This is a genomic window from Microvirga lotononidis, assembly GCF_034627025.1.
Lineage (GTDB): Bacteria > Pseudomonadota > Alphaproteobacteria > Rhizobiales > Beijerinckiaceae > Microvirga > Microvirga lotononidis.
Window position 1 is genome coordinate 3,056,467 of record NZ_CP141048.1, and the last position, 17,505, is coordinate 3,073,971.

The following is a 17,505-nucleotide window of genomic DNA, read 5'->3' on the forward strand; positions in this document are numbered from 1 at the left end:
CCCCGGACGACGGCGAGGGACGCGTCCCCGAGTGGTTCAGCCGTAGGGGAAGGGGCGCTGGCCGAACACTCTCTTGGGCGGCATCGGGAGTTCCTTGAAGGTCTCGCCCACGACGGCGCTCTTGATGGTCTCGCGGCTCACGCCGTAATCCCTGGAGAGCTTGCCCCATTCCCGCTCGCCCGATGCGAATCTCAGGCGAGCCTCGAGAACCTGCTCGGTGGTCAGCTTCCGCTTTCGGCTCTGCACGGCGAATCTCCCTAAGAACATATAGGGAACGTCTCATGAGGCCTCGGGGTCCGTCGAGAGGCCGAAGGGGAGCCTGTGGAGAGCGTGGATAAGCACCGTCCGCAGGGCGTTTCCAGATGAGTCCGAACCGAGCTTCCCCCGCCGGGCGCCTCAATGGGATTTCGGGGTGAACTGAAGCGCCTCGAGAAACGGAAATTCCAGGATGATCTCGTCCAGGTCGTCCTTCACCTCGATGTGGGATGACGCCCAGTTCACCGGCTTGTCGAACTGCGTGTCCATCAGGTTCCGCGCCATGGCGCTCGCGACTTCCCAGGCCTGGTCGGGATCGCGCAGCGACTGCCCCTCCGGGTCGCTGAGAACGTCCTCACCGATGTGGATGTTGAAGAAGTACTTTGGCATGGCTTCTCTCTGCACGGATGCCCCGTGAGAGCCAAGTGCCCTTAGGGATGAGAGTTCCATGGGGAGAACCGAGGCCCCTCCTCGGGTTCTCTTCCGACGCTTACGTTCGGTCGACTTCAGCTCCATGCCGATGGCGGACGTCGCGAGGGTGCATGGCGGGTGAAGACACAGGCGCCCACTCACGGAGTGGTCGCGGCTCGGGGCGGGCTATTCGCCCGCCCCTTGCTTCGTTCAGTTGCCCGGCTTGTTGCGGATGGCCTGCTCGACCTGCCGCTTGACGGCCTCCAGGTTGAAGGACGCCGGGTCCTGCATCGGCGGGTAGTCGATCGCCGTGGCCGCCAGCTTCGCGACCTCCTGCTGGACGGAGACGAAGCGCCAGAACTCGCGAGCGTAGAAGTCGTTCATGTAGCCGCCGCCGAGATCGTTCAGGCTCTGGCCGCCGATCGACGGCGTCCGCTCGAACGGGTCCTGCCGGATGTTCACCATGACCGGCATGTCCGTCGTCACCTTCGGCCCGGGCCAGCCCTGCGGCTGCTGGAAGAACTGGAACTTGAAGTCGCCGATGCGCACTGCGCCGAGCTGCGGGCCGCCGAAGTAGAAGAACTCGTTTCGGGCCGACGGGCCGTTGCCTTGCAGGAGCGCGAGCTGGTTGTAGCCGTCGAGATGGTTCTTGTAGCTGCGGTCGCCGAGCTGCACGCCCTTGAGGAGTTGGTCGGTGATGCTCGGATTGCCGGCCGCGGCGAGCAGCGTCGGGAACCAGTCGAGCGCCGAGAAGACGCCGTTCTCGACCGCACCGGGCTTGACCTTCCCCGGCCAGCGGATGATCGCGGGGACGCGGAAGCCGCCCTCGTTGACCGTTCCCTTCGTTGCCTTGAACGGCGTCATGCCGCCGTCGGGCCACGTGAACACCTCGGCGCCGTTATCGGTGGTGAAGATGACGATCGTGTTGTCGGCCTGGCCTGAATCCTCCACGCATTTGAGCAGGGAGCCGACGCTGTCGTCGAGCTGCGCCATGCCGGCCTCTTCGAGACCGTAATTGCTCGTGCTGTTCATCAGCGCCTGATACTTCGGCGACAGGAACGTCCAGACATGCATGCGGGTGGTGTTGTGCCAGACGAAGTACGGCTTTCGGTCGGTCTTGGCCTTGTCCATGAAGTCGCACGATGCCTTGACCAGCACCTCGTCGAAGGTGGTCATGTCGTACTTCGCCTTCGGGGTGATGTCGTGCATGTTCGGCACGTTGGTCATGTTGGGATAGGGCGCGAGCGGTCCTTCGTCGACGATCCGCTGCTTGCCGATCCGGCCCCAACGCGGCTGCTCGGTCTGATCGTCCGTGTCGGTCGCATAGGTGTGCAGCAGATTGCGCGGGCCGACCTTGTCGCGATAGGACTGGTCGTCCGGGAACGAGTACCAGTACGGGTCGGACATCGCGTCGAGATGGTACAGGTAGCCGAAGAACTCGTCGAAGCCGTGCAGCGTCGGCAGGTACTTGTTCAGGTCGCCGAGATGGTTCTTGCCGAACTGGCCGGTCGAATAGCCCTGCGCCTTGAGGGCGGAGGCGATCGTCGCGGCCTTGTCCGGCATGCCGACATCGGCGCCCGCCTGGCCGACGGTGGTGAGTCCCGTGCGCAACGGGATCTCGCCGGTGATGAAGCTCGCCCGGCCCGCCGTGCAGCTCGCCTCGGCGTAGTAATCGGTGAACATCATGCCCTGCGACGCCAACCGGTCGAGGTTGGGCGTCTTGCCCGACATGATGCCCCGATGATAGGCGCCGATGTTGAACCAGCCGACATCGTCGCCCATGATGACGAGGATGTTCGGCCTCTGCTGCGTGCCGGAGGGTGGTGCCTGCGCCAGAGCGGGCGCGATGGCCCACGCGCCGCAGAGCATGGACGCTCCGCAGATCAGTGTTTTCAGTTTCATCGCTCTTCCTCTCCATTCCGCCCCTGGCCGAAGAAGGTTTTGTCATTCGTCGTTGCTGGTGTTCCGGATCGAGGCGGGACGCGCGCTCCCTCGCGTGTCTCCGGCGGTCGGTGTGATGTCGACGACGGTCATGGCCGTCCCTCGATCCTGGCGCGCCGCCAGTGTCGCACGGCGGCCGGTCGGCGGGATATCGGGGTCTGCCCTGAACCCGCTGGAGGAAAACCCTGATTTTCACCCTGGCACTTCGGATCGGCGCCGGGGCGATCAGCAGTGACGGGCGCGTTCCTCGAGGCCGGGCCCTCACGCCTCCGGCCGGCGGAACGCGCCCTGGACCACCGATCCGCGCCCGATCAGCTCCGGCGGCAGGTTTTCCCAATCCACCGCCTCGGGTTCGCGGCCGTGCCGATAGACCATCCAGCGGCCCTGCGGGTCCTGGTACACGCCGTAGATCAGGGGGCCGCGCCACTCGCCGTGGCCGAGCGACCCGCCGTGGCCGCGCCACTCGCTGCGGCCGTGCCGCTCGCTGGGCGAGGGGCGGACGAGATCGCGCAGGCCCCGCATCACCAGCCACGCGAGGCCGAGCAACGTCACCGGCCCGGCGACGAGCCACAGGGCTTGGATGAATTCGGGCCAGGTGTGGAATTTCGAGAGCCAATCGGCCCACAGGCTGTACGGCTGGTCCATCGCGGCAACTCCCTCGAGCGAGACGACCACCAGCGGAAGCTGGTGGCCGGGGAGTTCAGAAGCCGTACGCAGACGACCGCGCTGCCCTTTCGGCCTTCGCCTTGAACATGCGACAGCGCCTCCCCGGCCATAGGGCTGGGAAGGCATCGTTAGCGGCTGATGCTTGCCGCTGCGTAAGGGGTTCTGACGCCCCAGAACCGGGTGCGCCCGGTTCCGGTGACGAGATAACACGTAACAGTGGCGAGGGGTCAATGGGGCGCTACCAGGCGGGCCGCACCTCCGTCATCCCGGGCCGCGCAGCGGAACCCGGTACCCATAACCGGCGACGGTGCATGAAGAGGCGCAACGCCGGGCGTTCTTTTCCTCCAGGTCGTGCTTATGGGTTTCCACGCCTTCGACGCGCCTCTTCGGGTCGGGATCGCGCAGGGACTGCCTATCAGGGGGGGGCTGAGAACGTCCGCGCCGATATGGATGTTGAAGAAGTATTCTGGAGCGGCTTGTCTCTGCATGGACGGCGCTTGAGAGCCAAGTTCTCTTGGCGATGAGAGTTCAATGAGAAACGACGCCTGTCCTCTTGGACGCAGGCGTTTGTCTGAAAGGTGCTAGCAAAAGGTGCTGTCGCGTCTGGTGCCCAGGAGAGGACTGGTTCCCTTTGCCGCTAAGTACGCATAATCAAAGGATATTTCTAGCTGGTCGACTGTAATTGTTGAACAGTTGTGTTGTAGTACGAGAACTGCTGCTCTGTAAACCTCGAAGGCGACCCACCTCGTCAGCGGCCTCACTGATAATGTGCTTTGTTACGTGTGAGTTTGATAGGTTGGTTAATCGGGCTTGTATGTCTCTCGAAACCCGCCTCATGCAATGCGTAATTAGTACCAGCTTGCAGGCAGAACCGGTTTCATAGTAACGTTTGATTTCCTCGTACGCTTTACCTTTTAGGGCTAATGGCTTTCTCATCAAAAATCGAAACCCAAGTCTCCGAAATTCCGGCAGGCGCGTTGAAAGCTGTCCGTCGGGGTTTTGCTATAGCTTCCTCACTGAGCCCCCAGCAGCGAGAGCAATTCTACAGTGACCTTTTCGAGGCGCTGGAGTCTGGCGTCTCATTTGTTGACCTGAAAGTGGTTGCGGAAGCAGCGGACCTGACCAGATCACAAGCAGCTGATCTTGTTAGTGCCGTATCCAGTGTAATTGGGCTTATCTCGGAAACTGAGGTCACTGCGGAGGAGTTCGTCGAGGTTGCCCGCGGCCGCCTTTTCGATGAAGAGCAGACTGATCTTGTTACAGCTCTTGCCAGGGCCGTCACAGACCGGCGAAGCCCATTGAGCAGTTCTTTAGAGAGGAATTCGCTGGCAAATGAAACACTTCCCTCGCTCCGAGCGTTCGACGTAACCGTAGATTTGAGACCGCGTTTCGCAGGAGACCAAATCGTCGATGCTGTCGCAGTGGGCCTGCTTCACGTGGATACCGACAGTGAGCCTGAGATTTGGCTTCAAGTCTCCCGCGGAGACATCGAACGTATGCGTAATGCTTTGGACAGAGCCCAGAAGCAGATGGCATCGGCCGAAGAGCTATTTCGGAAAGACTCCTCAGGCGCGAAATAATGAACAACTTCGAGGTACCGCTAATCGTCTATGTCGCGGTCGGAACTGCTGTGTGTTTTTGCAAGCTCCGGGACGACGGACGGAAAATCTATGGCCTCTCGCCGATTTTAACTCGATACATCGGAAACGAGAACCTGAGGCTTGCCGTCGAGGTATTAGTATTCATGTTAATTGGGTGCTTATTATCTCATGGCTTAGTTCAGCCTACCACCGCACCGCAGGCATTTGCGGCCGGGCTGGCGTGGACTGGCTTGGCATCAGGAAAATGAGTCGGAGTAGCTTATGAAAACGCTTCGAGACCGTAACCTGCGCCGCTACATTTTTAATGCCTGCATAGTGTCAGCAGGGCTAGCTTGCCTACTTGCTCAGTATGTCCCAGGGAGCGACTGGGTCGCAGGCTCTGTGGCAGTTCTAAGCGCCGTTATCGCGATTGGAGTCCTAGTAACACGTTCGAGTGAACAGCACGTTCAGGCAGAAGGTTCAGTAGAGGCGACAGACTATACTGACGCGCAGGGTTTAGTTAGACAACGTTGGGCAAGTTTAATTGCTGAACGGTACTGGTCTGACACGTATAATGCTTTTTTAGATCACCCGAAGAAGCCTGATTTAGTTTGGGGCGAAAGACTTATTACGCGCCTAGATCAAGGTAGGCGGTCCAACATGGTAGTGCTCAAGAAAGAAATTCTACGTCGCAAAGACCCCTTGAAGCATAAAGGTGATGATACCTCCAATCAACTCAACTTCGGGTCAATGACTGTTGAGATTATTGGAGATGAGTTAAAGGTACGCATGCGTGGTACTCGGAAAATCAGCACTCCTCTTGTTGAGGCAGGAGAGGCGGAAGCCTCTTATCAAAACGCTCGGGTACTACACTGAATATAACTACATGAACCGGACTAGCGAGGGGATACTAGCGATAGGGCCCCTTATTTTTTGGCCAAAAATTGTGAAGTGGGTTGTCTACTCGGGAGCGAAGTGGAGTTCCCCCGTACCCCGTCCTAGCGTCTGAACGCAGAAGCATCAATTTATCCGGCCCGCACGCTAATCCTGTCTTTTTACATTCACAACGAACCCTGTTGATTGGAAAGTAACCATCGCCAGGACGGATACCGCTTCTCTTCAAAACTTACTCGCCGCACTCAAATCACTATTAGAGCGCGTCCCAGCCAAAACGGTCTCTCCCCGCCATGCCCTCGCTTATCGCAAGTATTCACGTCTTTCTCCCGGCATTGGTGCAAGGACCTGGATGGCCGGAACAAGTCCGGCCATGACGGAAATCGTGCCGGGGCGGCTGACGACATGCGCGATCCTCCCTCAAATCCCCTCGCCATTCATGAACCACCATTCCCGGATCTCCCAGCCGTCGCCTTCCTCGCGGTTGATGCGCTCCAGATGGGCGGCGAGTTCGTCGCGCAGTTCGTGGAGGCTGCGGCGGGGCTTGGGGGCGTCGATCTCGTATTCGTAGACGGGGGCGTCGGCGGCGGGCGGGGACGGGCGGGCGTGCCGGTCGATCTCGCCGAGGGTGCGGGTGAGGCGGGCGAGGGTCTGGAGGGAGCGTTCGGCGCGCTCGATGGGCTGGGTCTCCAGGATTTCGGCATGGCGATCCGCGAGGCTCCAGAGCCGCTCGACGATGTTCTCGCGCGGATGGGCAGAGGCGGCCGAGCGGCGGGGCGGGCGCGGGGGCTCGGAGGGCGGGGCGTCGTTGGGCCGGCGCGCCGGCGCCGAGCTGCGTCGGGCGATAGCGGGCGGGGGAGGGGCCGCGCCATCGGGGCGCTTCCAGCCGCCTTCCTTGGCGTAGCGCGAGATGGTCGCGGGCGAGATGCCGAGTTCCTGGCCGATCTTCTTGAACGGGCGGGTGGTGCATTCCACCCATTCGCGCAGCAGGGCGACCCGCTCCGGCGGGAGCTTCACCCGGAACCCCGAGGGGCTCGCGTGATCCCGGGCGGGCGGGACAGGGGAGGATGGGGAGGTCATGGCAATCGGTCTTCACAATGCAGGAACAGAACAAGAACATTATAATGTGAGGCGGGGCGCGGTCAAGGTTGGTGCAACCGTCATTCCGGGGCGAGCGTGAGCGAGAACCCGGAACCCATAGTCAGGACGTCTCAAGAAGGAGCGAGCGGCGTTTCGCCTTCTGCACTGTCAGCGGTTATGGTTCCGGGTTCGCGCCGAAGGCGCGCCCCGGAATGACGGGGAGCGCGCGCCGTGGGACGCCAGCGATGAACAGAGCGGCCGTGGTTCACCGGTTCAAGGTCGGGTACAGATCCGACCAGTCGGGGTTCATCTCCTCGATCAGGGTGATCTTCCAGTCGCGGCGCCACTTCTTCAGGCTCTTCTCGCGGGCGATGGCCTCGCCGATCCGGTCGTGGACCTCGTACCAGACGAGACGGCAGACATCGTAGCGGGCCGAGAAGCCGGGAACGACTTTGCGTTTGTGCCGGTCGACTCGCCGCGCAAGATCGTTCGTCACACCCAGGTAGAGCGTGCCGTGGCGGCGGCTCGCGAGGAGATGGACAGAGTAGGGCATGGGCTTCTCGCAGTGCGACACCGCTATGATACATTGTGGCATCGTCACCGCAACGTTGAGCCTTCCCGCCCGGCCATCCTTCCCGTGGAGACCCTCCCGTTGGAACGCCCGTTCCAGCCGTTCCAACCGTTCCAGCGCCGTTCCAGCGGGGCGTTCCAGGGATTGCCGTTGGGGAAGACCCTGGAACGTTTCATCACCGTTCCAAGGGTGATCGATCAGTTATCATCATTTGTGCTGATGCATGGCTGAGCGTATTCGAGGAGGGTCGAAAGGGACGGAATGCCATGAGCCACGCTAGCGCCGCCATGCCGGGTCAAAGCCTGAAAGGGATCGACGGGACGACGCTGGGGCTCTACGCCGCCACGGTGTTCCTGTGGGGCGTGAGCTGGATCGGGATCCGGGCGCAGCTCGGCGTGGTGGCGCCGGAGATGTCGGTGCTGTGGCGGTTCCTGCTCGCGGCCGCGCTCATGTGGGCCTGGGTGCTCGCCACCGGGCACCGGGTGCGCTTTCCGGCGGCCGATCACCTGCGCTTCGCCGCGGTGGGGTGCTGCCTGTTCTCGTTCAACTTCATCTCGTTCTATTACGGCGGTTTGAGCGTGCCGTCCGGGCTGCTCTCGGTGGTGTTCTCGCTCGCCTCCGTGTTCAACCTCGTGCTCGGCTTCCTCGTGTTCCGGCAGAAGGTCGAGCCGCGGGTGGCGCTCGGCGGCGTGATCGGGGTGGCGGGAATCGCGTTCCTGTTTTGGCCGGAAATCACCGGCGCGGGCTTCAACGCGGCGGCCCTCAAGGGGCTGGCGCTCTGCGTGATGGGCACGCTGTTCTTCTGCTCGGGCAACATGATCTCGACAGTGGTGCAACGCCGGGGCGTGCCGCTTCTCTCGGCCACCGCCTGGGGCATGACCTATGGCTGCGCGGTGCTGCTGGCGCTGAACCTGTTGCGCGGCAACGCCTTCATCATCGAGCCGACCGTGAAGTACGTCGGCTCGCTCGTCTATCTCTCCATCGGCGCGTCGGTGCTGGCCTTCATGTCGTATCTCACCCTGCTGCGGCGGCTCGGGGCCGCGCGGGCGGGCTATGCCACGGTGCTGTTTCCCATCGTGGCGCTCACGGTCTCGACCCTGATCGAGGGCTATGTGTGGACGCCGCTCGCCATGATCGGCGTCGTGCTGGCGCTCGCCGGCAACGTGCTCGTGCTGCGCCGGCCCGCGACGAAGTGAGCGGGATCACTCGGCGGCGAGCGGCGCCATCGGGCGGGTCGAGCCGAGATTGTCGAGCGACTGCTTGATGTGGAAGCCGAGCGCGTCCGCGAGCGGGTTCTCCTCGCCGCGCGCGCGGATCAGGCCGATCTTGCACGAGGGCAGGGCCGGGAAGCCATCGGACGGCCCGAGGATCCGCATGCCGGGCCGCACGGCGCTCTCCGGGAGAACCGAGACCGCGAGGCCCGCCAGGACGGCCGCGCCCACGGCGGTCGAGTGATAGCTCACATAGGCGACGCGGAAGGCGCGGTCCGCGCTCTCCAGGGCTTCCGTGGCCGAGTGGCGCCAGTCGCAGTTCGGGCGGCCGAGCGCCAGGGGGACGGGGCTTTCCTCGTGCACCCCGTGACGGGCCGAGGTCACCCAGAGCAGCTGCTCGATGCGCACGATCTCGGACGGGCCGCGCCGGTCCACATGGGTGATGATCGCGAGGTCGAGGTCCCCGTGCTGCACCCGCTCGATCAGGTTGTGGCTCGGCTCGCACACCACCGTCACCTCGGCCTTCGGGTTGGAGCGCGAGAAGCGCGCCAGGATCTCCGGCAGGTAGCGGTCGGCGTAATCGTCGGGGAGCCCCAAGCGCACCCGGCCGGTGAGCTCGTGCTCGTTGAAGGAGGCCATGCATTCCGCGTTCAGCCGCACGATCCGGCGCGCATAGTCGAGCAGGCGCTCGCCCTCGTCGGTGAGCTTCGACAGGCGCCCGTCGCGCTCGAAGATCGCCCGGCCGACCCGGTCCTCCAGCCGCTTCATCTGCATGGACACCGCGCTCTGCGTCTTGTGCACGATCTCCGCCGCGCGGGTGAACGACCCCGTATCGGCGATGGCCACGAAGGTCCGGAGCTGGTCGATATCAAGCAGATGCATGGCAACACCCTCATCATCAATCAAGTTGATGATACATATCTCAAACAATCGTTTCAAGTGATGATAATCATCTGGTACACATCTCCCAGCCCTTGGAAATTCATAATGATTTTCAAGGAGTTAAATGGAAGCTCAGTAGCATGAGCTTCCATGCGAATTTGGAATGCCGTGGAATATCCTCTTGGAACGGAGGGGTGAAACGCCCTGGAACGTTCCAGGGGATTCTCCTGGAACGCCCTGGAACAGGTGCTGGAACACCTGGAACGCAGGAAAAACCCGTTCCACGGCATTCCAGAGCCAGCGCATTGAACGTGAGAGCAAGGAGACCTCCGATGAACCGGTCTGCATTTTCGTCCATGACCTTCTCAGGAACGACCACTCTGGGGCTGCTGGCCCGCGCCCTCACGAATCTCGTCGTCGCGCTGAAGCACCGCCGAGAGGTCAAACATCTCGCCGAGTTCGACGACCGGATGCTCGCGGATATCGGCCTCACCCGCAGCGACGTGACGAGCGCGCTGGACGAGCCTCTCATCCGCAACCCGTCATGGGTGTTGGTTCGAAGTGCGGAGCGACACTCCCGTGCCGAGAGGCCCCATTATGCAGCGAAGCCGGTCCGACCCGTGGTTCCGATGGTGAGGCCGATCAAGCGCTGCGCCTAGTCCTTCTTGCCCTGGCTCTGCCAGGCATCGGTGAAGATCGACTGGAGGGACGCGAGATATTGCAACTGCATCTCGCGTCCTTTTTCCATCATCTCGTCGAAGGACGGGGAGGAGGGCGGCTCCTCCTGCGGGGCTTCCGGCGGGGGCGCCTTGAGAACGCTCGCCATCATGTCCTCGAACGGGTTGGCATGCTCCTTCTCAGGTGTCGCCGCCGTCATCCATCCGGCCCAGAGATCGGCCCAAGGGTTCGCGCTGCCGGGCTTGTCATTCGAGGATGCGAATGATTGCAGGGCCTGTGCGTGGGCGGCCATCCAGTGCGACATGCCCCCGGCCATGATGCCGGCCAGGAGCGGCAGCAATTGCTGCATGGTCTCGGTGCTGATCCCCGCGTAATCGGCGGCCTGATGCGCCACGCGGCGGCTGACCTCGTCGGAGCCGAAAAGCTGGTCCAGCAGTCGTCTGCCCTCCTGCTGCGCCTGCGGCGTGAAGGGACTGCCGGCCGCCTGCCAGAAATTCTGGTAGGCTCCGCTCATCATCGGTTGGAAGAAGCGGGCCGGGTTGCTGGACGCGGTGGCGTGCTGCAGCGCCATGGCGAAGGCGGGCATGAAAGCCGCCATGGTTTTCTGGGTCTGATCGCCCGACAGGTTGAACTGCTGTGCGAGGGAGGCCAGGGCTGCACTGGTCTGCGCTTGGCGCATCAGGTCGAACCAGTTGAACATGACAGCCTCCTCCGGGTGAAACGCTGCGGTTGATGTCTCACACCGCCGGGATAGCTTGCCTCTCCAAACGCCGGATTGTCCAGAACGCAGTGATGATGGCCGCGATCCCGAACACCACGGACCCTGCTCCGATCCCCACGAGAGCCCCCTTGGGCCCGCCGATCTCGGCGCCGAAATAGGCGAAGGGGATCATCCCCAGGGTGGCCCGGCCCCAGTTGAAGAAGGTGGAAAGCAGGGGATAGCCAAGGTTGTTGAACGAGGCATTCGCCACGAAGACGAGGCTGACGAAGAACCAGATGAAGCCGCTGAGCTGGCAGAAGACCTGGACGATCTCGGCAGTCGCCGGAGGGGCATTGAAGGCTCGCGTAATCGGAACCTGCACGAGGACGAGCATCAGCCACACGCTGCCCACATAGACGATGGTGAAGGTCAGCGCGTCCCTGAGGGTCTGCTTCATGCGGTCGTAGCGCTGCGCGCCCCAGTTCTGCCCGAGCACCGGTCCGATGGCGCCGGCCAGCGCGAAGACACCCGCGAAGGCCACGGGGGTGACGCGGTCGATGATCGCGGAGGCGGCAATCGCCTGATCGCCGAACCGCGCCATCACGCCCGTGAAGAACGCGTTGGCCGCGGGAGCCGCGATGTTGGTGAGAATGGCCGGGATGGCGATGGCGAAGAACGGTCGCGCGTCGGTGAAGAGCGCAGCCCAGTCGGGGCGCCTCAGCAGGTCGTGAGCGCGGGTGAGATAGAGAAAGCTCACATAGACATAGGCGACGCGTGCGATGTTGATGGTGACCGCCGCGCCGTTGGTCTTGAGGCCCAGTCCGAAGATGAGGATGGGGTCGAGGACGACCGTGACGGCGGCCACCGACAAGGTGGCATACATGCTGCGCTTGGCGTCGCCCGCCGCGCGAAGGACGGTGGAGAACGCCATGCCGATGGCCATGAGAACGTTGGTCGGCAGCGCGATCCAGAGGAAGTTCCTTGCCACCTCGTAGGTCTGCTCGCTGGCGCCGATCATGGTCAGGATCGTGGGCAGCAGGGGCAGGATGATCAGGCTGACGACGGCCGCGACGGCCGCCATGAGGATGCTGCACGATGTCGCCAACCGGCGAGCATCGTCCGGCCTGCGCGCTCCGAGAGACCGGGACACGAGCGCTCCGATGGGAATCATCAGGCCCACATTGATGGAGATCGTGAAGAACATCACGACGGTGGCGAGCCCGACGCCGGCCGTCAGGCTCGGGTCGTTCAGCCACGATATGTAGAGAAGCGACACGAGATCGACGATGAAGATCGCCACGAGGCCGGCCGCTCCCGTTCCCGTCATGACGAGAACATGGCGCATGGTCGAGCCGACGACGAAGCGCGGAGGCTCGTTCGGAGCCTCGGCCGTTTTCACGGAAGGATTGGAATCCATTACAGCACGCCTTCGCCGAGAATGTCCCGCGTCTCGGGACTGAGAGCCCTGGCCCGGCTCGTGGGAACGGTGAGCGGCTCGGGAGTGATCTTGGAGCCCACCACGAGCTCCGCGCCGCCCATGGAGCCGACTTCCTTCTGCAGCACAAGGCGCGCGATGTCGCGCTTGCGCACGTCGTTGGCCGCGGCTGCGGCGGCCTCGGGCTCGGTCCCGAGTTCTTCGAGCGCCGCACGCCCGAACACGATGGCGGATTCGAACACCTCGCGGATCTGATAATCCACGTCCCGGTTCATGAGTTCGATGGCGTGGATGCGGTCGAAGGCGCGCACGAAGCTGCGGGCGTTCTGGAAGTTCTCGTGAATGATCTCGATGATCTTCAGGATCGCATCGTGATCGTCGATGCAGATGCAGATCATCTCGGCCTTTTCGGCGCCGGCCGCGCGCAGCACGTCGAGACGGGTTCCGTCGCCGTAATAGACCTGAAGCCCGAAGCGTCCCGCATCGCGAATGCGTTCCACATCCTTGTCGATCACGGTCGCTTCTATGCCTTGCGCCAGCAGAACCTGGTTCACGATCTGGCCGAAGCGGCCGAAGCCGATCACGAGAACGCGGCTTTCGAGTTCGCCTTCCTGGCCGAGAAGACCTGATTCATCAGGCTGTTCCTCGCTCTCTCCCCTCTTGGCGAGCATTCTCTCGACGAGGGTCGACAGGAGCGGGCCGAGCAACATGGTGATGGCGGCAAGGGCCGTGACGGGCTGCGCCTCGGCCGTGGACATGAGGCCGAGACCTGTCGCGACGGGGAGCAGGACGAAGGCGAACTCGCCCGCCGTGCAAAGCAAGGCTCCGGAGCGCAGCCCGTCGCGCCAGCTCGCGCCGAACAATCTCGACAGGAGAGCGATGAGAAGGCTCTTGCCGACGATCACGACGGGCGTCGCGATGGTGAGCAGAAGCCATTGCTCGCGGACGAGAGCGAGATCGATCGACATGCCCACGCTCATGAAGAACAGGCCGAGCAGCATGCCGCGGAAGGGTTCGATATCGGCCTCGAGCTGATGCCGGAAGTTCGATTCGGCGAGCAGCAGCCCCGCGAGGAAAGCGCCCATCGCCATGGAGAGGCCGACTTCCTGCATGAGCAGCGCGGCACCGAGCACGACCAGCAGGGCAGATGCGGTCATGACCTCGCGGGCGCCGCTGCGGGCGAGAATGCGAAAGAAGGGGTTGAGGCCATAGCGGCCGATCAGCACGACCGCGCCGATGCCGACCAGCGCCTCGCCGACAGCCAGAAGGCGGTCCATGAGCGAGCCGTGTTCCGCGGCCGCCCCGGACGCGAGAAGCGGCAGAACGGCCAGGAGAGGAACGACCGACAGGTCCTGGAACAGCAGGATCGCGAATGATCGCTGGCCGTAGGGGGTCTGAAGGTCGTTCCGCTCGCCCAGCATCTGCAGGGCGATGGCCGTCGCCGAGAGCGCGACGGCCGCGCCGGTGACGAACGAGGCCTTGGGAGTGAAGCCGACGAGATAGGCCGCGCCGCCGAGGCAGAGGGTGGTCACGGCCAATTGGGCGAAGCCGAGGCCGAAGATGTCCCGCTTCATCTCCCAGAGATGGGACAGCTTCAGCTCCAGACCGATGATGAACAGGAGCAGCACCACCCCCAGCTCCGCCACCGTGGCAATGGTCTGGGGATCCTCCACCAGGCTCAGGCCCGACGGGCCGATGGCCACGCCGGCGGCGAGGTAGCCCAGAACGGCGCTCAAGCCCAGGAGCCGGAACACGGGTACGGCCACGACCGCTGCCGCACAGAAGGTCAGGACGGGCGGTAGGAAACTGACATGCGAAGCGGTGGAGGCCATGGGCAATCGGCGAGGTGAGGGGTTGTTTCACCTTTCTAGGGACTCTGACGGGCGAGGGCGAGCGTTTCTTGCCGAAGGAGGTTCCGTTTCGTGACCTGTCGCACAGGATCAGGATCAGGATCCCCGATACGAGGCCGGTGATCCTGATCCTGTGAGGTGTAGTGCCTTTCCGCAGCGGGATGGCTGGGACAGGCCCGGCCATGACGTCAGAGGGTGTCACCCCACCGCGAATAAGCGTCGCTCCCGCTTGACAGGAGGGGCCTCGTCTCGCCACATCGCCGGATCATGACGAAGCCCTCTCTCGACATTCTGCTCTGTGCCCCGCGCGGCTTCTGCGCCGGGGTCGTCCGTGCCATCGATGCGGTCGAGAAGGCGCTCGCGATCCATGGAGCGCCGGTCTATGTGCGCCATGAGATCGTGCACAACAAATATGTCGTGGAAAACCTGAGGCGGAAGGGCGCGGTCTTCGTCCGGGAACTCGACGAGGTGCCCGACACGAAGGCTCCGGTGATCTTCTCGGCTCATGGCGTTCCCAAATCGGTGCCGGAGGCAGCCCGGGCCCGCAACCTTTTCGGGATCGATGCCACCTGTCCGCTGGTGACGAAGGTGCACCGGGAGGCGCAGGTCCATCACAAGCGGGGCCGCCATATCATCCTGATCGGCCATGCGGGCCACCCGGAGGTGGTCGGCACCATGGGCCAGTTGCCCGAAGGCGCCGCCACTCTGGTGGAGACCGTGGACGACATCGCCCGGCTCCGGCCTGTGGACCCGGACAATCTAGCCTTCGTCACCCAGACGACCCTCTCGGTCGACGACACCCAGGACATGGTGGACGCCCTGAGGGCCCGGTTCCCGACGATCGTCGGTCCGCACAAGGAAGACATCTGCTACGCCACCACGAACCGCCAGGGCGCGGTGAAGCGCGTGGCACCCCAGGTCGATGCCATGATCGTCGTGGGCTCGCCCAATTCCTCCAATTCCCAGCGCCTCCGTGAGGTCGCCGAGCGCGAGGGGTGTCCCCTGGTCCGGCTGATCCTGCGGGCCGACGACATCGACTGGAACCTGTTCGGCAATATTCGTAAGCTGGGAATCACGGCCGGGGCCTCCGCGCCCGAGATCCTCGTCGAGGAGATCATCGACGCCTTCGCCGAACGTTTCGAGGTCTCGGTCGAAAGCGTGTCGACGGCGGATGAGAGCGTGTTCTTTCCTTTGCCTCGCGAGCTTCGTGAGCAGGCGGCGGAGTAAGCGGTGGCGGTCTATACGGAAGTCAGCGACGAGGAGCTCTCGGCGTTCCTCGAAACCTACGACATCGGCACGGTGCTGTCCTACAAGGGCATCGCCGAAGGCGTGGAGAACACGAACTATTTCCTCCACACCACGAAGGGCTCCTACATCCTCACACTCTACGAGAAGCGGGTGCGGGAGAGCGACCTGCCCTTCTTCCTCAGCCTGATGCAGCATCTGGCGCTCAAGGGGCTCAACTGTCCGTTGCCGGTGAACAACCGCCGGGGCGAGGCCCTCGGGCGGGTTGCCGGCCGTCCGGCGGTCATCATCACCTTCCTCGATGGCATCGCGGTCCGTCGCCCCACGGCGCAGCATTGCGGTGCCCTCGGCGCGGCCCTGGCGAGGCTGCATCTGGCCGGGCAGGATTTTGCCATGGAGCGGCCCAACGCCCTGTCTCTCGACGCCTGGGCGCCTCTCTTCGCGCAAGCCGAGGCTCAGGCCGATACCGTGTCGCCGGGCCTTGCGGAGCGGACGCGGCGGGAGCTCGCGAGCCTGGCGGAGGCTTGGCCCCGCAGCCTGCCGTCCGGCATCATCCATGCGGATCTGTTCACCGACAACGTGTTCTTCATCGGCTCCGAGGTTTCAGGGCTGATCGACTTCTATTTCGCCTGCACGGATTCCTTCGCCTACGACGTCGCGATCTGCCTCAACGCCTGGTGCTTCGAGATCGATGCCTCGTTCAACCTCACCAAGGGCCGGGCGATGCTGGCGGGCTACCAGAGCGTCCGCAGGCTCGATGCGGACGAGGTCGAGGCCCTGCCGGTCCTCTGCCGCGGCTCGGCCATGCGCTTCATGCTGACCCGCCTGGTGGACTGGCTCAACGTTCCGCCGGGGGCGCTGGTGAAGCCGAAGGACCCGCTGGAATACGACCGGAAACTGAACTTCCATCGCCATGTGAAGCATGCGCGCGAATACGGACTTGAAGCATGAGCGCCCCGGAACGCATAACGATCTACACGGACGGCGCCTGCTCGGGAAATCCCGGGCCGGGGGGATGGGGTGCGATCCTGCTCTTCAAGGGCAGCGAGAAGGAGATCTCCGGCGGGGAGGCTTACACCACCAACAACCGCATGGAAATCCGCGCCGCCATCGAGGGGCTGAACGCCCTCAAGCGGCCCTGCGCGGTCGACCTGTTCACGGATTCGCAATATGTCCGCCAGGGCATCACGCAGTGGATGCACAACTGGAAGCGGCGCGGCTGGCGCACCGCCGACAACAAGCCGGTGAAGAACGAGGATCTCTGGCGCGCGCTCGACGAGGCCGCCTCTCGGCACGACGTCGCTTGGCATTGGGTGAAGGGGCACGCGGACGATCCGACCAATATCCGCGTCGACGAACTGGCCGTCGCCGCCATGAAGCCGTTCAAGAAGGCTGGCCGGAGAGTGGGGGCCTGACTTTTAGGGTCTCTTTTGCCTTTACGTCATGGCCGGCCTCTCGCGCCGGCCATCTCGATGATGAAAAGGGCTCCAGTGTCGTCCCCGGCGGGCCGAAGGCTCGGGAAGGGGATCCAGGGCGCGGAGCGTGCAATTGGATTCCCTTCCCCTCCGCTGCGCGTCCTTCCAGGAATGACACCGGGCGTTTAAGGCTCAGAGATCCTTCATGATGTTCTCGGCGCCGGAATGCTGCGCCTTGGAGGGGGCGTCCTCCACGTTGATCGCCTTCACGACGCCGTCGTCGACGACCATGGAATAGCGCTGGGAGCGCGTGCCGAGACCGAAGCCCGTCCCGTCCATGGACAGGCCGATGGCCTTGGCGAAGTCGGCATTGCCGTCCGACAGGAACTCGATGCCTTCGGCACCGGAGGCTTTGCTCCAGGCTTCGAGAACGAAGACGTCGTTGACCGAGGTCACCAGAATGGCGTCGACACCCTTGGCCCTGATCTCGTCCTTCTTCTGCACGTAGCCGGGCAGGTGGTTGCGGTGGCAGGTCGGCGTGAAGGCGCCGGGCACGGCGACGAGAACCACCTTGCGGCCCTTGAACAGGTCGTCCGTCGTCTTTGCCACGGGCCCGTCGGGCGTCATGATGCGGAAGGTGACTTGGGGAAGGCGTTCTCCAACCTGGATGGGCATGGGCTGATCTCCGAAC

19 protein-coding genes are annotated in these 17,505 nt (G+C 63.5%); 8 read left to right on the forward strand and 11 right to left on the reverse strand.

Going from position 1 to position 17,505, the window contains the following annotated elements:
• Positions 1–36 precede the first annotated feature (36 nt).
• From U0023_RS14500 to U0023_RS14515, 4 genes are all read right to left on the reverse strand, one after another.
• The gene (locus U0023_RS14500) at positions 37–246 is read right to left on the reverse strand and encodes a helix-turn-helix domain-containing protein (protein WP_245273117.1); all 210 of its coding nucleotides are present in this window, start codon (positions 244–246) and stop codon (positions 37–39) included.
• A gap of 150 nt (positions 247–396) precedes the next feature.
• Positions 397–645 carry a DUF6894 family protein gene (locus tag U0023_RS14505; protein ID WP_009764696.1) on the reverse strand — a complete coding sequence of 83 codons (249 nt, stop codon included), beginning with the start codon at positions 643–645 and terminating at the stop codon, positions 397–399.
• Positions 646–876: 231 nt separating this feature from the next.
• Entirely contained in the window at positions 877–2,568 is a 1,692-nt protein-coding gene (locus U0023_RS14510; RefSeq protein WP_009764697.1) for an arylsulfatase, read from the reverse strand.
• Positions 2,569–2,868: 300 nt separating this feature from the next.
• Complete coding sequence (locus tag U0023_RS14515; RefSeq protein WP_009764698.1) at positions 2,869–3,252, reverse strand: hypothetical protein; 384 nt, start codon at positions 3,250–3,252, stop codon at positions 2,869–2,871.
• A 944-nt stretch (positions 3,253–4,196) separates the two neighbouring features.
• Here U0023_RS14515 and U0023_RS14520 point away from each other — a divergent pair.
• The gene (locus U0023_RS14520) at positions 4,197–4,853 is read left to right on the forward strand and encodes an HCaRG protein (protein ID WP_009764699.1); all 657 of its coding nucleotides are present in this window, start codon (positions 4,197–4,199) and stop codon (positions 4,851–4,853) included.
• A 282-nt stretch (positions 4,854–5,135) separates the two neighbouring features.
• The gene (locus U0023_RS14525; protein ID WP_009764701.1) at positions 5,136–5,729 is read left to right on the forward strand and encodes a hypothetical protein; all 594 of its coding nucleotides are present in this window, start codon (positions 5,136–5,138) and stop codon (positions 5,727–5,729) included.
• A gap of 438 nt (positions 5,730–6,167) precedes the next feature.
• Here the strand turns inward: U0023_RS14525 and U0023_RS14530 are convergent, their stop codons facing one another.
• The gene (locus U0023_RS14530; RefSeq protein WP_009764702.1) at positions 6,168–6,827 is read right to left on the reverse strand and encodes a hypothetical protein; all 660 of its coding nucleotides are present in this window, start codon (positions 6,825–6,827) and stop codon (positions 6,168–6,170) included.
• 265 nt (positions 6,828–7,092) lie between these two features.
• Positions 7,093–7,380: a GIY-YIG nuclease family protein gene (locus tag U0023_RS14535; protein ID WP_009764703.1), complete on the reverse strand. Its 288-nt coding sequence runs from the start codon at positions 7,378–7,380 to the stop codon at positions 7,093–7,095.
• Between the two features lie 99 nt (positions 7,381–7,479).
• Here U0023_RS14535 and U0023_RS14540 point away from each other — a divergent pair, with 99 nt between their 5' ends.
• The gene (locus tag U0023_RS14540; protein ID WP_154661289.1) at positions 7,480–7,629 is read left to right on the forward strand and encodes a hypothetical protein; all 150 of its coding nucleotides are present in this window, start codon (positions 7,480–7,482) and stop codon (positions 7,627–7,629) included.
• Positions 7,630–7,664: 35 nt separating this feature from the next.
• Positions 7,665–8,594: a DMT family transporter gene (locus tag U0023_RS14545; protein ID WP_009764704.1), complete on the forward strand. Its 930-nt coding sequence runs from the start codon at positions 7,665–7,667 to the stop codon at positions 8,592–8,594.
• A 6-nt stretch (positions 8,595–8,600) separates the two neighbouring features.
• On the opposite strand, the gene U0023_RS14550 is transcribed toward U0023_RS14545, so the two are convergent.
• A complete protein-coding gene (locus tag U0023_RS14550; protein ID WP_009764705.1) occupies positions 8,601–9,491 on the reverse strand; it encodes a LysR substrate-binding domain-containing protein in 891 nt (296 codons plus the stop codon).
• A 332-nt stretch (positions 9,492–9,823) separates the two neighbouring features.
• Here U0023_RS14550 and U0023_RS14555 point away from each other — a divergent pair, with 332 nt between their 5' ends.
• A complete protein-coding gene (locus U0023_RS14555) occupies positions 9,824–10,150 on the forward strand; it encodes a DUF1127 domain-containing protein (RefSeq protein WP_009764706.1) in 327 nt (108 codons plus the stop codon).
• Here the strand turns inward: U0023_RS14555 and U0023_RS14560 are convergent.
• Genes U0023_RS14560 through U0023_RS14570 form a run of 3 tightly spaced genes read right to left on the reverse strand, consistent with a single transcriptional unit; the run spans position 10,147 to position 14,136 of the window.
• Positions 10,147–10,869, reverse strand: a complete 723-nt coding sequence (locus U0023_RS14560; RefSeq protein ID WP_009764707.1) for a DUF937 domain-containing protein — start codon at positions 10,867–10,869, stop codon at positions 10,147–10,149. The genes U0023_RS14555 and U0023_RS14560 overlap by 4 nt on opposite strands.
• Positions 10,870–10,906: 37 nt before the next feature.
• On the reverse strand, positions 10,907–12,286 hold the full coding sequence (locus U0023_RS14565) for an MATE family efflux transporter (RefSeq protein ID WP_009764708.1): 1,380 nt from the start codon (positions 12,284–12,286) through the stop codon (positions 10,907–10,909).
• A complete protein-coding gene (locus tag U0023_RS14570; protein WP_009764709.1) occupies positions 12,286–14,136 on the reverse strand; it encodes a monovalent cation:proton antiporter-2 (CPA2) family protein in 1,851 nt (616 codons plus the stop codon). The genes U0023_RS14565 and U0023_RS14570 overlap by 1 nt, the downstream gene beginning before the upstream one ends.
• 285 nt (positions 14,137–14,421) lie before the next feature.
• Between U0023_RS14570 and ispH the strand changes: the two genes are divergently transcribed.
• The 3 genes from ispH to rnhA are packed head-to-tail and all read left to right on the forward strand — an operon-like array spanning position 14,422 to position 16,814.
• Entirely contained in the window at positions 14,422–15,381 is a 960-nt protein-coding gene (gene ispH / locus U0023_RS14575; RefSeq protein ID WP_009764710.1) for a 4-hydroxy-3-methylbut-2-enyl diphosphate reductase, read from the forward strand.
• Positions 15,382–15,384: 3 nt separating this feature from the next.
• Positions 15,385–16,350 carry a homoserine kinase gene (locus tag U0023_RS14580; protein ID WP_009764711.1) on the forward strand — a complete coding sequence of 322 codons (966 nt, stop codon included), beginning with the start codon at positions 15,385–15,387 and terminating at the stop codon, positions 16,348–16,350.
• Entirely contained in the window at positions 16,347–16,814 is a 468-nt protein-coding gene (gene rnhA / locus U0023_RS14585; protein ID WP_009764712.1) for a ribonuclease HI, read from the forward strand. The genes U0023_RS14580 and rnhA overlap by 4 nt, the downstream gene beginning before the upstream one ends.
• Positions 16,815–17,006: 192 nt before the next feature.
• Here rnhA and U0023_RS14590 read toward each other — a convergent pair whose 3' ends face one another.
• Positions 17,007–17,489: a peroxiredoxin gene (locus U0023_RS14590; protein ID WP_009764713.1), complete on the reverse strand. Its 483-nt coding sequence runs from the start codon at positions 17,487–17,489 to the stop codon at positions 17,007–17,009.
• Positions 17,490–17,505 lie beyond the last annotated feature (16 nt).

What these genes read in the sequence shown, in the direction of transcription:
- U0023_RS14515 (WP_009764698.1), bottom strand. Translation starts at nt 3,252, where the DNA reads ATGGACCAGCCGTACAGCCTGTGGGCCGATTGGCTCTCGAAATTCCAC.
- U0023_RS14560 (WP_009764707.1), bottom strand. Translation starts at nt 10,869, where the DNA reads ATGTTCAACTGGTTCGACCTGATGCGCCAAGCGCAGACCAGTGCAGCC.
- ispH (WP_009764710.1), top strand. Translation starts at nt 14,422, where the DNA reads ATGACGAAGCCCTCTCTCGACATTCTGCTCTGTGCCCCGCGCGGCTTC.
- U0023_RS14555 (WP_009764706.1), top strand. Translation starts at nt 9,824, where the DNA reads ATGAACCGGTCTGCATTTTCGTCCATGACCTTCTCAGGAACGACCACT.
- U0023_RS14550 (WP_009764705.1), bottom strand. Translation starts at nt 9,491, where the DNA reads ATGCATCTGCTTGATATCGACCAGCTCCGGACCTTCGTGGCCATCGCC.
- U0023_RS14565 (WP_009764708.1), bottom strand. Translation starts at nt 12,286, where the DNA reads ATGGATTCCAATCCTTCCGTGAAAACGGCCGAGGCTCCGAACGAGCCT.
- U0023_RS14510 (WP_009764697.1), bottom strand. Translation starts at nt 2,568, where the DNA reads ATGAAACTGAAAACACTGATCTGCGGAGCGTCCATGCTCTGCGGCGCG.
- U0023_RS14505 (WP_009764696.1), bottom strand. Translation starts at nt 645, where the DNA reads ATGCCAAAGTACTTCTTCAACATCCACATCGGTGAGGACGTTCTCAGC.
- U0023_RS14570 (WP_009764709.1), bottom strand. Translation starts at nt 14,136, where the DNA reads ATGGCCTCCACCGCTTCGCATGTCAGTTTCCTACCGCCCGTCCTGACC.
- U0023_RS14545 (WP_009764704.1), top strand. Translation starts at nt 7,665, where the DNA reads ATGAGCCACGCTAGCGCCGCCATGCCGGGTCAAAGCCTGAAAGGGATC.
- U0023_RS14535 (WP_009764703.1), bottom strand. Translation starts at nt 7,380, where the DNA reads ATGCCCTACTCTGTCCATCTCCTCGCGAGCCGCCGCCACGGCACGCTC.
- U0023_RS14520 (WP_009764699.1), top strand. Translation starts at nt 4,197, where the DNA reads ATGGCTTTCTCATCAAAAATCGAAACCCAAGTCTCCGAAATTCCGGCA.
- U0023_RS14530 (WP_009764702.1), bottom strand. Translation starts at nt 6,827, where the DNA reads ATGACCTCCCCATCCTCCCCTGTCCCGCCCGCCCGGGATCACGCGAGC.
- U0023_RS14590 (WP_009764713.1), bottom strand. Translation starts at nt 17,489, where the DNA reads ATGCCCATCCAGGTTGGAGAACGCCTTCCCCAAGTCACCTTCCGCATC.
- rnhA (WP_009764712.1), top strand. Translation starts at nt 16,347, where the DNA reads ATGAGCGCCCCGGAACGCATAACGATCTACACGGACGGCGCCTGCTCG.
- U0023_RS14525 (WP_009764701.1), top strand. Translation starts at nt 5,136, where the DNA reads ATGAAAACGCTTCGAGACCGTAACCTGCGCCGCTACATTTTTAATGCC.